This is a genomic window from Pseudomonadales bacterium, from assembly GCA_041395665.1.
Classification (GTDB): Bacteria; Pseudomonadota; Gammaproteobacteria; order Pseudomonadales; family UBA7239; genus UBA7239.
This window is the reverse complement of sequence record JAWLAB010000001.1, coordinates 286294-300919: the sequence shown is the minus strand read 5'-3', so window position 1 is coordinate 300919 and position 14626 is coordinate 286294. Positions and strand designations below refer to the sequence as shown.

Annotated in this window: 15 protein-coding genes and 1 pseudogene; 6 read left to right on the top strand and 10 right to left on the bottom strand. The window is 50.7% G+C overall.

Annotation, left to right across the window (positions count from 1 at the left end):
- The first annotated feature begins 11 nt into the window (after positions 1 to 11).
- Positions 12 to 884: a metal ABC transporter substrate-binding protein gene (locus tag R3E63_01645; GenBank protein ID MEZ5538666.1), complete on the top strand. Its 873-nt coding sequence runs from the start codon at positions 12 to 14 to the stop codon at positions 882 to 884.
- Positions 885 to 895: 11 nt separating this feature from the next.
- On the opposite strand, the gene R3E63_01640 is transcribed toward R3E63_01645, so the two are convergent.
- From R3E63_01640 to R3E63_01625, 4 genes are all read right to left on the bottom strand, one after another.
- Complete coding sequence (locus R3E63_01640; GenBank protein ID MEZ5538665.1) at positions 896 to 1348, bottom strand: hypothetical protein; 453 nt, start codon at positions 1346 to 1348, stop codon at positions 896 to 898.
- A gap of 34 nt (positions 1349 to 1382) precedes the next feature.
- Complete coding sequence (locus R3E63_01635; GenBank protein ID MEZ5538664.1) at positions 1383 to 2954, bottom strand: FadD3 family acyl-CoA ligase; 1572 nt, start codon at positions 2952 to 2954, stop codon at positions 1383 to 1385.
- A 14-nt stretch (positions 2955 to 2968) separates the two neighbouring features.
- Positions 2969 to 3475 carry a flavin reductase family protein gene (locus tag R3E63_01630; GenBank protein MEZ5538663.1) on the bottom strand — a complete coding sequence of 169 codons (507 nt, stop codon included), beginning with the start codon at positions 3473 to 3475 and terminating at the stop codon, positions 2969 to 2971.
- A 91-nt stretch (positions 3476 to 3566) separates the two neighbouring features.
- Complete coding sequence (locus R3E63_01625; protein ID MEZ5538662.1) at positions 3567 to 5066, bottom strand: mechanosensitive ion channel; 1500 nt, start codon at positions 5064 to 5066, stop codon at positions 3567 to 3569.
- Between the two features lie 240 nt (positions 5067 to 5306).
- Between R3E63_01625 and R3E63_01620 the strand changes: the two genes are divergently transcribed.
- On the top strand, positions 5307 to 6056 hold the full coding sequence (locus R3E63_01620) for a PhoH family protein (protein ID MEZ5538661.1): 750 nt from the start codon (positions 5307 to 5309) through the stop codon (positions 6054 to 6056).
- 114 nt (positions 6057 to 6170) lie between these two features.
- Positions 6171 to 6509 carry a P-II family nitrogen regulator gene (locus R3E63_01615; protein ID MEZ5538660.1) on the top strand — a complete coding sequence of 113 codons (339 nt, stop codon included), beginning with the start codon at positions 6171 to 6173 and terminating at the stop codon, positions 6507 to 6509.
- 4 nt (positions 6510 to 6513) lie between these two features.
- On the opposite strand, the gene bioD is transcribed toward R3E63_01615, so the two are convergent.
- The 6 genes and pseudogenes from bioD to R3E63_01585 all read right to left on the bottom strand — a co-directional run bounded on the left by bioD (position 6514) and on the right by R3E63_01585 (position 12216).
- On the bottom strand, positions 6514 to 7152 hold the full coding sequence (bioD, locus tag R3E63_01610) for a dethiobiotin synthase (GenBank protein MEZ5538659.1): 639 nt from the start codon (positions 7150 to 7152) through the stop codon (positions 6514 to 6516).
- Entirely contained in the window at positions 7149 to 7514 is a 366-nt protein-coding gene (locus R3E63_01605) for a VanZ family protein (protein MEZ5538658.1), read from the bottom strand. Before R3E63_01605 ends, bioD begins: the two co-directional genes overlap by 4 nt.
- Positions 7498 to 9021, bottom strand: a complete 1524-nt coding sequence (gene bioC, locus R3E63_01600; GenBank protein MEZ5538657.1) for a malonyl-ACP O-methyltransferase BioC — start codon at positions 9019 to 9021, stop codon at positions 7498 to 7500. Before bioC ends, R3E63_01605 begins: the two co-directional genes overlap by 17 nt.
- Positions 9018 to 10160, bottom strand: a complete 1143-nt coding sequence (gene bioF / locus R3E63_01595; protein ID MEZ5538656.1) for an 8-amino-7-oxononanoate synthase — start codon at positions 10158 to 10160, stop codon at positions 9018 to 9020. The genes bioC and bioF overlap by 4 nt, the downstream gene beginning before the upstream one ends.
- Before the next feature lie 89 nt (positions 10161 to 10249).
- Positions 10250 to 11191, bottom strand: a pseudogene (gene bioB / locus R3E63_01590) (biotin synthase BioB).
- Between the two features lie 50 nt (positions 11192 to 11241).
- Positions 11242 to 12216: a phytanoyl-CoA dioxygenase family protein gene (locus R3E63_01585; protein MEZ5538655.1), complete on the bottom strand. Its 975-nt coding sequence runs from the start codon at positions 12214 to 12216 to the stop codon at positions 11242 to 11244.
- Between the two features lie 56 nt (positions 12217 to 12272).
- Between R3E63_01585 and R3E63_01580 the strand changes: the two genes are divergently transcribed.
- The 3 genes from R3E63_01580 to R3E63_01570 are packed head-to-tail and all read left to right on the top strand — an operon-like array spanning position 12273 to position 14610.
- Positions 12273 to 12911 (top strand): paraquat-inducible protein A, encoded by a 639-nt coding sequence (locus tag R3E63_01580; GenBank protein MEZ5538654.1) that lies wholly within the window; start codon positions 12273 to 12275, stop codon positions 12909 to 12911.
- 1 nt (position 12912) lies between these two features.
- Complete coding sequence (locus R3E63_01575) at positions 12913 to 13953, top strand: hypothetical protein (GenBank protein ID MEZ5538653.1); 1041 nt, start codon at positions 12913 to 12915, stop codon at positions 13951 to 13953.
- A 6-nt stretch (positions 13954 to 13959) separates the two neighbouring features.
- Positions 13960 to 14610 carry a paraquat-inducible protein A gene (locus tag R3E63_01570; protein ID MEZ5538652.1) on the top strand — a complete coding sequence of 217 codons (651 nt, stop codon included), beginning with the start codon at positions 13960 to 13962 and terminating at the stop codon, positions 14608 to 14610.
- Positions 14611 to 14626 lie beyond the last annotated feature (16 nt).

Sequence of the window (14626 nt, the reverse complement as noted above, 5' to 3'; positions counted from 1 at the left end):
AGGGGAATGCGATGAAGAAGATGTGCGGTTTGTGGCTGTGTTGCTTGGCGTTGATGTCGTCTGTGTGTGCTGCAGAACCGGTGGTATTGGCTACGGTGCAGCCTTTGGCGTGGATGGCGCAAGCCATTGCGCCAGCGGGTACACAGGTGCAAGTGTTGCTGCCGCCCACGGTGTCGCCGCACGAGTACCAATTGCGCCCTGCCGATGTCGCCAAAGTGCAGCACAGTGCGCTGTTGTTGTGGGTGGGACCGGCAATGGAGCCGTGGTTGGTGCAGTGGGCGAAACAACTGCCAGCGGAAAAAAATCTCGCGCTGCTGCCCAATGTATTGCACGAAGAATCGCATGATCATGATGAAGCATCACACAGTGTCGAGAGCGATCCGCATCTGTGGTTAGATCCTTTAGCCCTGCGCGCGCAAGCGCCGATGTTGGCAGAAAAATTGATCGCGATATTTCCGCAGCAAACCGATGAAATTCGTCAACGCCAACAACAATTTGAAAAAGACATGACGGCATTGGATGCAGAATTGTCTGCGCGTTTTGCATCCGTCGCCGCGCAGGGTTTTGTGGTGTATCACGACGGTTATCAGCGATTGGTGCAGCGTTATCACTTAAATCAACGCGCGGCTGCTTGGCAGCATGAAAGTATCGCCACCGGTGCACGCGATCGCGCCAAATTATTGCAGTTGCTCAACAGTGGCAGCGTGCGCTGTTTATTTTACGAACCAGAACACGGTGCGGATGTGGTGCAAAGCTGGTTGGGTAGTGCCGCAAAAACCGTGCGCATGGTGGAGATTGATCCACTGGGCGCATCCGCAAAAAATTATGCCGATTTTATGCGCGATTTAAGTCAAAAAATGGCGGCGTGTTTGGCCGGTAATTAAAAGTTGAATCGTTAAACACGAAACAAACCAGACAAACCGTAGCGCACTAAATGCGCTTTGCCATTCGCTGCCCACAAGGCCAGTGCAATCACGCCCGCTTGCAGCGCAATGCGCGTGTACAAAATTTCCTGCGGAAAGTTGTGGCCAAACATCGGGATATTGTTTTGCAACATATAAAAGTTGGCAGGCAAAACAGCTAAACAGTACACGGCAATCCATAAACTGATTAGAGGGCGCGCTTTTTTTACAAACAATAACGCGGCAAACAATACTTCTAATACGCCGGTGGCTAATACCGTTTCACGCGGATAGGGCATCCACGGCGGCACGATGGCAGAAAAATCAGCCGTGTAAAGAAAATGTGTTGCTCCCCCGCCAATAAAAAATAGCGCAAGTACAACAATGCCTGCCCATTTTGCGGGTGACATGCGATAGACATTCACGGTGTTGCGTGTAATTGCCATGTGTTTTGATTCCTTGCGTTTTATGCTTTGCGCTTTATGTTTTGCCCAATGCGCGATCGCGCAAAACAAATTTCATCACTTTGCCGGTGGCGTTGAGTGGGAAAGCGTCAATAATTTCCACGCGGCGCGGTACTTTGTAGTTCGCCATGTTTTCTTTGCACCACGCGGTAATTTTTTCTGGCGTGAGATCGGCGCCTGCTTTCGGCACGATGTAGGCCATCGCCACTTCACCCATGCGCTCATCGGGAATACCGATCACCGCCGATTGTGCGACGCCTTCACAAGTGGCGAGCAAGTTTTCAATTTCTGCGGGGTAGCAATTGAAGCCGCCGACGATAAACATATCTTTCATGCGATCCGTGATTTTTAAATAGCCGTCTGCATCCATCACGCCGATATCGCCGGTGTGCATCCAGCCATCTTTGTCGATTGTTTTTGCGGTTTCTTCGTCGTTATTGAAATAGCCTTGCATCACATTGTAGCCGCGCACAATAATTTCACCGGCCTCGCCGCGTGCGACTTCTCGATTGTTTTCATCGACGCAGCGCACTTCGACATCAGGAATCGCGCGACCGGAAGTGGTCGCAATAATTTCTGCCGCATCGCCATCGCGACACATGGTTACCATGCCGCAACTCTCGGTTAAACCGTAAGCGGTCAACACCGTTTTGAAACCGAGTTCGTTACGCATTTGGTGAATCAATGAAACGGGAATCGCCGCTGCGCCAGTCACGGCCAAACGCAAATTGCTGATGTCGTAATTTTTCAAATCAGGAAAAGCGAGCATGGTTTGATACAGCGTTGGCGGCCCTGGCAGGACAGAAATTTTATCGCTACCGATGCGCACTAAAATTTCTTTGGCATCGAACACGGCCATCGGCAAAATCGTGGTGCCACGAATCAAGCAAGCGAGCCAGCCCGCTTTGTAACCGAAAGAATGGAAAAATGGGTTGACGATTAAATAGCGGTCTTTTTCTGTTAAGCGCGCCAAATCCGACCACACGGCAAACACTTTGATGTTTTGTCCGTGACTGGTTTTTACGCCTTTTGGGTTGCCGGTAGTGCCGGAAGTGAAAATCAAATCAGAAATGTCGCTGGGTTTTACCGCAGCGGTGCGTGCAGCCACTTCTGCGTCGCTGATATTGTCGCCCTGCGCGAGGAACGCCTGCCAGTCCACCGCATTATCAGATGCGCCGCGCAGGCAAATCATTTTTTGCAAATCGGGCAGCGATTCTTTTGCCAACATGGCGGGATAATCAAAACCGAGAAAGCCGGAAACGGTCAGCAATAATTTGGCGTTGCTGGTGCGCAATACATAGCCTGCTTCTGTACCTTTCATACGCGTGTTTACCGGCACTAAGATTGCGCCTAGTGATTGCAAACCAATAGCTGCAGTAATCCATTCCGCAATATTCGGCGCCCACACCGCAATGCGATCGCCGTGCTGAATACCGGCGGCGATAAATGCTTTGGCGGCGCGCACGCGCGCTTGTTCCAGTTGCGCATACGACAGACGAATATCGCCATCTTCAATCGCGCTGTGTTCAGCAAAGTTTTTGGCAGCGTTTTGCACCAATTGTGGAATGGTCAGTTCAGCAAAATTCATGAGTGTTTCCTGCGTCAGTTCAGTTGACGGTATTGACCGTCGGCATAGAGCAGTGGATTGACTGGCTGTTGTTGCACGCGCACTTCGTGCACATTGCCCACCACAATTAAATGCGTGCCGTGTTGCAATTGCGCCGCGCTGTCGCAAAAGAAAACTGCTTGCGCATCGCGCAGCCACGGCAGTCCGTGCGTGCTGTCCCAATCGCCCAAGCTGAAACGATTTTCACCGGCTTCACCGGTGGCGCAGAGCACAGAAATATCGGCGTGATGTGCCGACAACACATTCACCGCAAACGCGCAGCCAGCGACCACGATGTCATGCAACGAGGATTGACTGTTGATGCACACCAAGAGTGAGGCGGGCGAGTCAGACACTGAGGCGACTGAGGTCGCGGTCATGGCTTGGCGTTGACCATGGCTGTCCACGGTGGTGACCACGCACACACTGGCAGCGAGGCGGCGCATACCTGCGCGCAAGCCTTCAGCGGCGAGTGTTTGGGTAGAGAAGTCGTGCAGTTTCATGTTCAGTCGTGTTCGGCGGGACAGCGATCGGGGCTGCACATGATACCCGTGACTGTATCTGACCTGTAGCGTATTGGCGCTGTTTCTGGCGCTAGTTGGTTTGTGAGCCGATGCGGCCGAACAGGTTTTTCATGGAGTCGAACAGCTGAGTCGCGATGCTAGAGCGTGTATCGGCTTGCAGGGTATCGCTAGATATTTCACTGGCCTGTTCGTTGTGCAGTTTGCGTGCCGCCATGATTTCACTGAGATTATTCATCAACGCTGGGCGCCGTTGCAGTAGCTCCGCCATGGCTTTCTGCGTGATTTCAATGATGGCCACATCGGTGGCTGGTATCACGGTTGCTGAACGCGCGACGCCGGTAAGCAGTGACATCTCACCAAAAACCTCACCCGGTATGATTTGCCCCACACGCAGTGTTTGGTCGTCCTGTTCAATGCTGGCGTGCAGCAGCCCTTCCATCAGTACAAACATCGAGTAATCCTGCTCGTTGCTACTGTCGCCGTAGGTAAACACCACCTCACCTTTTTTGAGCAGGTGTTGGATGCCGGTGTCAGCGAGAAATTGCAATTCATCCACTTGAAGCGGTGCAAAAATATCAACGCGCTGCAGTAATTGAGTGCGATCTTCTGCAGAGGCACCTTCAACATTGCGCTGTGGCATATCCGCGAGATAGAGATCTTGTTGCGGGTACGCCAAGCTCAAACCGGCCTGATGCATATGTTCCAACACGCTGGTGAGCATTAAATCTTTAGCGGTGCCGTGCGCTTGCGTCGTCATAAAAATAATACGGTACACCACGCCACCCGGCTCCGTGCCCGCAATACGCACTTTAGGTGATGGTGTGAGCAGTACCGGCCCTTGCTCGCGTGCGATTGCGAGTGCTGCGCCTAACAAGATGCGTTTGGCTCGCGCAGGCTCTACCGTGAATGCGAGCATAAAATCCAATTCGCTTTCGCTGGATGTCGATGGTGCGGAGTGATTGGTTAGAGCAGAAGTGCCAATAACACTGTTGGGGATATACAAAATGTTGGCATCAGATGTCAGCAATTTAGTGGTGCGCCAATTAATTTCTAGCACCAAGCCGCGTGCACCGGTGCCTTTATTTAATGAAGTGGTATGAACGGTAATGGTGTCACCGATGCCATAGGGTTTATCAATGTTGACTGCCAAACCAACAAAGATGTCGCGAATCATGCTCTGCAATGCAAGACCGAGCACGATACCTACTACACCAGATGTCGCCCAAATACCTGTAATGGGTTTTTGGAATACCACACCAATAATGCCGGTGATAGCGATAGCAAAGATAAGAATGCCGGTAACATTTTTCAGTAAGCGCGGCACTTGGTTGTCACCAAATAATGCAGCAAACATACGATCCCAAAAAATGAGATTGAATAATGCGTTACAAAAGAATGCACCAGACAGCCACACCGCACATTGCAAACCGTAGTGCAGCACTTGACTAGATTTTGACAGGGTTTGAGTGCTCGTATGCGTGAGTAGGTCGCCGCTGAAATAGGCTGCCGCAACAAAAATTACAAACAGAGAAAATGAACGGAGTGCGGGCTGATAGCTAGGAAAGTGCATAGCGGTCTGCTCACAGCGAGAAAGACGGCATTCTACCTACACAAGAGAAAAACTGGGTGAATTAACTATTTTTTTGTTGACAGAGAGCTTTTTGCCATGTCTATTAGTGCAATTGCGAAATAAAAATTCAGAAAGATTTTTGACGACATTTTTAACTGACCGGGGGGTTCGTTAACCATGGCAAGAAAATCACACGCAAAGCACCAAGGACAGTCACATCGAGATGCGACCGATCGCGGGATGAAAGAGTCGCGGCGACATTCACGACGACAATCACAGCGACACCGACGCAGTGCAGAAGTTGTAGAAATTAACCCGTCGCAACACCATCTCGATACGGCCTACGCCGCTCAACGCACACTGCTGCCCTTGATGGCACGCACACCCGCCCAACAACGCTACATCACCGCCATCCGCAATCATTGCCTCACTTTCGGTATTGGCCCTGCCGGTACTGGCAAGAGTTATTGCGCGGCATCGCTGGCAGCGGAGGCGTTGGAATCAGGGCAGATTGAACGCATCATCCTCACGCGCCCTGCGGTGGAAGCGGGCGAGCAACTGGGTTTTTTACCTGGTGCGGTGAATGAAAAGTTTGCTGTCTACATCGAAGCGTTTCGCGACATACTCAACGAACGGCTCGGCGCAGGTACGGTGGATTACTGTATTCGTCACGGGCGCATCGTTGCCGCGCCGTTGGCGTTTATGCGCGGTAAAACCTTCAGCAGTAAAAACTTTGTGATACTCGACGAGGCGCAGAATACTTCCATCGCACAGATGAAAATGTTTTTAACGCGCATCGGTGAGAACTGCAAAGTGGTGGTGAATGGCGATGTCAAACAGAGCGATATACGCGGCGCCAACGGTTTAGCCGATGCGGTGGCGCGGCTTGCTAATTTGAGCAGCGTGTATGTGCACGAGTTTGAACGCGGCGATATTGTGCGCAGTGGCTTGGTGCGTGACATCATCGACTGCTACGAGCCAGAAAGCTGACAAAAGCGGCGTTGCTCAATGGCTTTTTAACGAGCCATTGCATAGACTGCCTCACATTAGCGCACCACCTGTCGTGGTGGTGTGCTGTTCTTGTCACTTGCGGGAGCCGTCAGCATGAAAATGATCACAGCCATTATCAAACCCTTCAAATTGGATGATGTGCGTCAGTCTCTCGGTGAGATTGGCATTCAAGGCATGACCATCGAAGAAGTGAAAGGTTTTGGTCGTCAGAAAGGCCACACCGAGCTGTATCGTGGCGCAGAATATGTCATCGATTTTCTACCAAAAATTAAACTGCAATTGGTGGTAAAAGATGACCAAGTGGACGCTGCTGTAGAAGCGATTATCAGTGCCGCCAATACCGGCAAAATCGGTGATGGCAAAATTTTTGTCACTGCCGTTGAGCAGGTGATCCGTATTCGCACCGGCGAGACCGGCGCAGAAGCGCTGTAATTTTTTAGGCGAGTAACAAACGCGGCGCTGAAATTCTCTGTTCTAGCGCCGCAATATTTTCTTTTAGATAAGGCATAGGATTGCCGAAATCATTGGCAATCCATCCGCGTAAAACTAAACCATCGCGGGTAATCGCTTCTGTTGTCAGCAGTGCATGATTGAGGCAACCGAGTTTCATGCCGACGACTAAGATCACAGGCGCATTTAACAGCTTAGCCACATCCGCCAGCGTTTCTTGCTCATTGATCGGCACGCGCCAACCGCCAGCACCTTCAATCACTGCGTAATCAAAATCGGTGTTATCCAGCGTGTGACGAATATGCAGTGCAATATCACGCGCGTTTAATTGCATACCAATTTTTTCAGCGGCACTCTTTTCTGCTGCAATGTGTGGCGCAATGGCTTCGAGAAAACAAAAAGGATTGATCACTTCATAGGGGAGTTGTACGGAAGATGCTTGCTGCAGTAACAGCGCATCGGCATTGCGTAAACCTTCAGCAGTTTTTTCTGCGCCAGCCGCCAGTGGTTTTAATCCCAGTGTGCGAAAACCGCGCTGCTGTGCGGCACGCAATAATTGGCAGGCGACAAAAGTTTTGCCTGCGTCGGTATCAGTGCCGGCAATAAAAAAAATCTGCTTGCTCATGATTTATTTCTCAAGCGCAGTACAAATAGCATGAACAGAACACCAATGCTGTCTGCCACCATGTCCAGCACGCTAAAACTGCGCGATGGAATAAAGTGCTGCAAACATTCTGTAGCAACGCCATAACCAATCAGCAATGCGGCCAATACGGTGAGTGAATAACGATGTTGGTAAGCGAGCCACGCTAAAAACATCAAACCGGCAAAAGTCATTGCGTGTTCGGCTTTGTCCCAAATATTTACCGAAGGCAAACTGCTGGTAGGCAATAACATCACCAGTGTCGCAACGCACCATGCGCTCCAAAAAGCGATTTGCCGTAGTGGCAACGGAATGCGCAGCAAGGTATTAGGCTGCGGTGACATACAGCACCTCGTAAGTGGCGGGCAGCCCGCGCTCGGTACGCAGCATTTCGTAAGCCGTTATTAATGTTGCCCAGCGATTTTTTCCTGTCAGCCCTTGCGGTCTGCCGCTATTCATATTGTGTGCACCGATCGCTTTGAGTTCGCGCGCCAAATCTTGCAGTTGATCGTAATACAACACATGCGCAGCAGAGAAAGTTTCAATAGAGGAAAAGCCTGCTTGCTGTAACGCACCCACAATTTTTTCTTGTGTCATAAAAGTATTGACATGCACAGCATCGTCAACAGCCTGCCAACTGGTTTTAAGTTCTTGCAGCGTGTTGGGTAAAAAAGTGGTAAAACGCAGTGTGCCCTGCGGTTTCAAGGTGCGCCGCCATTCAGTAAAACATTGCGTGAGATCATCTGCCCATTGCAATGCGAGATTAGAAATTAAATGATCGGTTGATTGTGTTGCAAACGGCAGCTGTTCCATATCCGCTTGCACGGCTGTGATAGCGTGTGTTTGTTGTGCGGTTTGCAACATGCCGCTGGCGAGATCAACGCCGATTACACGCAGTGCAGGATGTTTTTTTTGCAGTGCTGCGCTGATAAATCCCGTGCCGCAACCGAAGTCTAATGCTGTGCCTTGTAAATCATCAGGCAGAGTTGCGAGCAGAGCTTCGCCGACTATTTTTTGCAATTGTGCCGCTTGGTTGTAACTGGTGGCGGCGCGCGAAAAAGAGTTGGCGATATGAGATTTTTTTGGTGAGTTATTTGAAATTGCGGCTGACGGTTGTTGTAGGAACTGCAAAATATGGTCAGCAATGGTTTCGGCGTGTGATACCGGCATGGCGTGGCTGCTGTGCGATAAAACTACCGTTGTTTGCTGTGCATTCATAACAGAAAGCTGTGGCGCAATCGCTGCAGGTGTAATTGCGTCTGCATCACCCAACACATGCAAGCTCGGCATAGGCAATACGGAAAAAATAGCGCGATTATCTATCTCGCCAAGTAATTTCAGCATTTTTGTTGCGGTGTGTGCATTGCAATCTTGGAAATCTACCAAAGTGTTGATAAGAGCATTGGTGCGTTCGCAATCAGCATCGCCGCGCGTTTGCAGGCCGAGAAATCGCTGCCAAGTTTTTTCGGGTTGATTGTCGAATCGTTGACAAAATTGTTGGAAATCTTGCCGTGGCATGCCAGGCCAGCCGTCATCGGCAGTGAAATACAAATTGCTGCCGAGCGTGATTAAACCGGCAACGCGTTCTGGGTGTTTTGCCGCCAGTTGTGTCGCCAGCATCCCGCCCAATGACCAACCGCCCAACACACAACGCTCTGGTAATTGTTCAACGAGGTATTGCAGCACGGCATCGTTGCTGTTTGCGTGTTCATGAAAGGCGCTGCCAAAGCCGGGTAAATCAAGACAAAAAACTTGTGTGCAATCGCGTACCGCTAAAGCTTGCAACAGTGGCTGCCAAATGCGACTGCTAAACCCCCAGCCGTGTAACAAAATAATCGGTAAAGATTTCATGATGTTGCACGCAAACAGTCGACGATGGCATCGAGCAAATGTGCCATATCTTTTTCTTCGTGTATGGCAGACAGTGTGATGCGCAAACGCGCTGCGTTATCTGCTACGGTGGGCGGTCGCACGGCGCCGACTAAAAAACCACGCTGACGCATCTGTTTGTCGATTTGCATAACTCGCACACTGCTGCCAATCAAAAGTGGTTGGATGGCGGTGGGAGAATCTTGCAACGCGAGTTGCCGCTGTGCAGCTTGTTGTTTGAAAAAGGCAATATTGTTTTGCAGTTTTTCACGCCGCCAGCTTTCTGTTTTTAATAAGCCAAGCGCAGACGATGTCGCAGCAGTTTGTGCCGGTGGCAGCGCGGTGGTGTAAATAAAAGGTCGCGCGAATTGAATTAGCATTTCTATCAAATCATTTGAACCGGCAACAAAAGCGCCGAAGCTGCCCAGTGCTTTACCGAAAGTACCCATCAAAATCGGCACAGCGTTTTGTGACAGTGAAAAATGTTCGCAACTGCCAGCGCCGTTTTTGCCCAGCACGCCAAAGCCGTGCGCATCGTCCACCATCAATAGTGCTTGATGCTGTTGGCACAGAACAGCTAATTCAGGTAGCGGCGCAATATCACCATCCATACTGAATACGCCATCGGTGGCGACTAAAACTTTTTTGTCCGCGCAGCGCGTTAGATGTTTTTCTAGGCTATTAATGTCGCTGTGCAAGTAGCGGCGAAAATCCGCGCCGGAAAATAAACCGCCGTCCAACAGTGATGCGTGGTTGAGTTTGTCTTGCAGTACGCAATCGCCTTTTTGCAGCAGCGCTGTCAACACGCCAAGATTTGCCATGTAACCGGTGGAAAAAAGCAGGGCGCGTTCGCGACCGGTGAAGGCGGTGAGTTCTTCTTCTAGTTGTTGATGCGGCGCAGAATGCCCGCCCAATAAATGCGAAGCGCCGCTACCACTGCCGTATTTTTCTGCAGCAGCGCACAGTGCTTTTTTTAAGGCTGGATGTTGCGCAAGACCAAGATAATCATTGCTGATAAAAGAGCGCTGCGCATCAAACGCATTGACGCGTACGGTACGCAGCAAATTATTCTCGGCGCGCTCAGTAAGTTTTTCTTGCCATGATTGTTGCCAGCGGTTCATGCGTTGATTTACGCGCAAGCATCGTAAAACAGCGAGTTCTCTTGTGTGGCTGTTACGGGTGTTTCTGTTGCGGCGCGCAAATGCGGGTTGATACCGAGCTTGGCAAACAATTGCTGGTCTTTGTGCGCGGCAGGGTTGGGCGTGGTCAACAATTTTTCGCCATAGAAAATGGAATTCGCGCCGGCGAGAAACGCAAGCGCTTGCATTTGCTCATTCATGGTTTCGCGACCAGCAGACAAACGCACGAAGGATTGCGGCATCAAAATACGCGCGACTGCAATCGTGCGCAGAAAATCAAACGCGTCGAGATCTGCTTCGTTTTCTAGTGGTGTGCCTTCTACTTTCACTAAATTGTTGATCGGCACCGAATCCGGATGTGGATGTAGATTGGCGAGTTGTTGCAATAAACCTGCGCGATCGTTTTGTGTTTCGCCCATGCCGACGATACCGCCGCTGCACACTTTCATGCCTGCTTTACGCACATGATCCAAAGTTTCTAAACGATCAGCATAAGTGCGCGTGGTGATAATTTCGCCGTAATATTCGGGCGAAGTGTCGAGATTGTGGTTGTAATAATCCAACCCCGCTTCTGCCAAACGTGTGGATTTATCGGCATCCAACATACCCAACGTCATGCAAGTTTCCATGCCCAATGCTTTCACTTCGCGCACCATGTGCAACACATAGGGCATATCTTTTTCTGCTGGTGAGCGCCACGCCGCACCCATGCAAAAACGCGAGGAGCCGTTGGCTTTCGCTGCGCGCGCTTCTTCAATTACTTTTTCAATTTCGAGTAGTTTTTCTTTGTCGAGACCGGTGTCGTAGTGGCCGCTCTGTGGGCAGTATTTGCAGTCTTCAGGGCAGGCGCCGGTTTTGATCGACAGCAGTGTGCTGACCTGCACTTGGTTGGGATCGAAATGCTCGCGGTGCACTTGCTGCGCGCGGAACAGCAGATCGTTAAAAGGTAGGGCGAACAGCGCGAGGATTTCAGCGCGTGTCCAGTCGTGACGGAGGGTGGCAGTGGTCATGATGAGATCGCAGAAAAAAGGACAGGGGCATCATAGTCGTGCCGCCTGAGTCGTCAACCTTCGAGCGATGGTTTTGGTTGACTGCGAGGCTGGGGCGTTTCCCAATGTGATAAGAATTGAGTCTTTTTTACACTGCGAGAGGGGATGTCGTAATGGCGCGAAGCATAGAACCCATCGCCCTGTGCATAGCGGTCTGCTCCAGTGGGCTGCTTCTGCAAGAAGGCGGGGCAGTCGGACATCGGGCAGTAATGCGTAACAAAACTGCGGCGCGTTTGCTCCGGCTCTAACACAGGGCTGCCGCCGTGCACTAAACCGGCATGCCACACTAAAATTTGTCCTTTTTCGGCGAGAAAGGTTTTTCGCTCCAGCCCAGCGTTTTCACAAGTGTTGACCAGCCGGTCGAGATGGGATTCATGCTGTTCGCGTGAGTCCGTTTGGCGCGTCCATGTAGTTTTGCCGCTGGCGAATGCCGTGTCGCTCACGCGATGGCTGCCGACGAAGTACGCCAGCTCGCCCGAGCCTTCCACAATATTTTCCAGCGCAACCCAAGTGGCGGTGAGAAAGGCGGGCTGCCCCGTGACGACATAGTAAGGGTCGCGATGCATGGCTTGGCGCGAGCCGTATTGAAACAGTAGTGATTGAAACGCCAGCGCGGGTTCGCCATACAACAGAGAGAGAAAACGCGTGATTGGTGCAGCAAGGGAGACTTGCAATGCAGCATCGCTAAACGCGTGAAAATCAATGATGCGTTTGCGCCTGCCCACCACGCCCAACGTCCCTGGATGGCTGTACTGCCCGTTTTTACGCAGCACAATTTGCTCGCGGTGTTGTGGCGCTTGCTGAATATCGTCAAGGATTTGATCGATTAACGCGGCATCAATGCGTTCAGGCAGAATCACATAACCATCGCGAATAAAGTCCACCAACGCATCGCGCTCTGATGCACTGATTTCTCCTGCCGCACAACGCGCACTGGCTTGCGCAGCAGCATCGGGAGCGTCAAACCAAGGCGTAAGAGGTAAAGTCATCAGTGCATACAGATAATGTTCTAATGGCGGCAATGTACAACGGAACTCAGACTCAGGTGAATCCTCCCATTGATACAGTGCAGAGCAAGCTCACCGCCTGCGCCGACTGTGACTTGCTATTGGCAGATCTGCCTGTGCCTGAAGGCAGCGAGTCGGTGTGCCCTCGTTGTGGCCACGGCCTGAGAGAAGGCCGCCCTGACAGTGCATTGTTTTCTGCTCTGCTGTCCTCCGTTGGCTTGCTGCTGCTCATTCCTGCCATGGGTATGCCATTGCTGAGCTTGGCATCTACTGGTTTGCGTCACGATGTGTCGATTACGCAAGCTGTATTGGCGCTCGGCAATGATGGCTATTGGGAAGTGGCAACGCTGGTGGCGGTGTGTGCGTTAGTGGCGCCTTTCCTCAATCTCTGGTTGGTGTTTGCGGTGGGTGTGGTATTGCAGATGGGTGGCGCGCCGCCGTGGCTACCGGCTTTGCTGCGTCTTAACCATCATGTGCGCGAATGGGCGATGCCGGAAGTTTTCTTGCTGGCGGTGTTGGTGTCTGTCGTCAAATTAAAAGATATGGCGCAGCTCTTGCCCGGCGTGGGTTTGTATTGTTTTATTTGCCTCATGCTGTGCACCTTGTTGATTGAAACACTGATAGACCAGCACGAGTTGTGGCAGACCTACGAAAAGAATCGCGCGCAGGAAAAATAATATGGAACCCATACGCATCAGTTATCGCATTGGCTTGAACGATGAAACGACCGAAGTGTTTGATTTTGATCTCGACGGTGAAACATTTGAGTTGCTTGATCAGCCAGTTTCTAATCCCCCCCCGTGGACAGAGCTTGGCTTTAAACAATGCTCACATTGCCCGCTCAATGCAGAAGAAACAAAGCACTGCCCTTTAGCGTTGCGCTTGTACGATATTATCGAACGCTTTCATACCACGCGCTCCATTGATGTGGTGAAGTTGGAAGTGGTGACAGAAGATCGCACCGTAGTAAAAACAACAGCTTTACAACGCGTGTTAAGTTCAATGCTCGGTTTGATTTCGCCGACTTGCGGGTGTCCAAAAACAGCGTATATGCGTCCGATGGCACGATTTCATTTGCCATTATCTTCGGAGGAAGAAACGGTTTATCGTGTAGCGGGGATGTATTTAATCGCGCAATACTTTTTAACGAATAACGGTAAAAAAGGGCAATTTGCTTTTGATGGCTTGATAAAAATTTATGAGGATTTACACATTCTCAACAAAGCGATTGCCAGTCGTTTGCAATACGCGACCGATTCCGATTCATCTAAAAATGCTATTACTTTGTTGGATATGTATTCGAGTTTGGTGCCGATGTTGTTGGAAGATCAGCTGGTAGAAATTCGCGGGTTTTTCGCGGCATTCTTGCCTAAAGATGAAGTGAAAAGCGATGCACCTACCAATAACTATTTGGAGAAAGCAAAAGCCTTCGTATTGGAATTTGATTCTGAGTTAGCGCTACTGCCTGTAGAAATGGCTGATAGTGTTGACGATGGGTTACCCGCTTGGTTGCGTGAAATACAGAATGAAAAAGAGGGGCAGAATGAGCCCAAGTATTCTCTAGAAAATGCGGTAGATACTAGCGCGATCGATGCCATTTTGAATGCATCGAGCTTGTCACTGTCATTAGAGCCGACAGATACACCACCAGAGCGTCCTACAGGCAGAGCTATCTTTGTGCTGCCGGATGATGAACCGCCACCGAGTAAACCACGCTAATTGTTTATGCCAGCGCAAGAAAACTTATCGGCATCAGCAATGCATGTCACGGCGGCGAGTCGTGGCTTGGCACTGTGTAAAAGCTGCCATCGCTTACAACCCTGTCCTGCGAGAGGTTATGTGCGCTGTACGCGCTGTGGTGAAATGGTTTTTGTGCGTAAGCCTTACAGCTTGGCGTTAAGTGGTTTTTTTTTGGCATTGGCGCTCTTGTTGTTGATTCCTGCCAATATGCTGCCGATCATGAATATTCTTCTGTTCAATCGCGGAGAACCGTCTACCATCATCGGTGGTGTGGCGCTGCTATGGCATCACGAAATGTACGCCATTGCTGCTATCGTTTTTGTCGCCAGTTTTGTTGTGCCTTTGGGTAAAGCAATCAGTATTATCGTGCTGCTATTGTCGGTGTACTTTCGTTGGCCAATGAATACGCACAGGCGCATTGCGGTGTACCGCATTGTAGAATTTCTCGGGCGCTGGTCCATGTTAGATATTTTTGTCGTGGCGGTGATGGTTGGACTGGTGCAACTGGGTCAAACGGCGGCGGTCGTCCCAGGCATGGGTGCGACAGCTTTCGGCGCTGCAGTAATATTCACTATGTTGTCTTCCATGAGTTTTGATCCCCGCCTGATTTGGGATGCTGCAGAGCAAGCCCATTGATTGCCCCTCTCAGAAA

Bases quoted from the DNA above. Each gene is read 5' to 3' on its own strand.
- R3E63_01575 (MEZ5538653.1), top strand. From the start codon at position 12,913: ATGGAACCCATACGCATCAGTTATCGCATTGGCTTGAACGATGAAACG.
- bioF (MEZ5538656.1), bottom strand. From the start codon at position 10,160: ATGAACCGCTGGCAACAATCATGGCAAGAAAAACTTACTGAGCGCGCC.
- R3E63_01585 (MEZ5538655.1), bottom strand. From the start codon at position 12,216: ATGACTTTACCTCTTACGCCTTGGTTTGACGCTCCCGATGCTGCTGCG.
- R3E63_01630 (MEZ5538663.1), bottom strand. From the start codon at position 3,475: ATGAAACTGCACGACTTCTCTACCCAAACACTCGCCGCTGAAGGCTTG.
- R3E63_01640 (MEZ5538665.1), bottom strand. From the start codon at position 1,348: ATGGCAATTACACGCAACACCGTGAATGTCTATCGCATGTCACCCGCA.
- bioC (MEZ5538657.1), bottom strand. From the start codon at position 9,021: ATGAAATCTTTACCGATTATTTTGTTACACGGCTGGGGGTTTAGCAGT.
- R3E63_01645 (MEZ5538666.1), top strand. From the start codon at position 12: ATGAAGAAGATGTGCGGTTTGTGGCTGTGTTGCTTGGCGTTGATGTCG.
- R3E63_01615 (MEZ5538660.1), top strand. From the start codon at position 6,171: ATGAAAATGATCACAGCCATTATCAAACCCTTCAAATTGGATGATGTG.
- R3E63_01570 (MEZ5538652.1), top strand. From the start codon at position 13,960: ATGCCAGCGCAAGAAAACTTATCGGCATCAGCAATGCATGTCACGGCG.
- R3E63_01620 (MEZ5538661.1), top strand. From the start codon at position 5,307: ATGAAAGAGTCGCGGCGACATTCACGACGACAATCACAGCGACACCGA.
- bioD (MEZ5538659.1), bottom strand. From the start codon at position 7,152: ATGAGCAAGCAGATTTTTTTTATTGCCGGCACTGATACCGACGCAGGC.
- R3E63_01605 (MEZ5538658.1), bottom strand. From the start codon at position 7,514: ATGTCACCGCAGCCTAATACCTTGCTGCGCATTCCGTTGCCACTACGG.
- R3E63_01625 (MEZ5538662.1), bottom strand. From the start codon at position 5,066: ATGCACTTTCCTAGCTATCAGCCCGCACTCCGTTCATTTTCTCTGTTT.
- R3E63_01635 (MEZ5538664.1), bottom strand. From the start codon at position 2,954: ATGAATTTTGCTGAACTGACCATTCCACAATTGGTGCAAAACGCTGCC.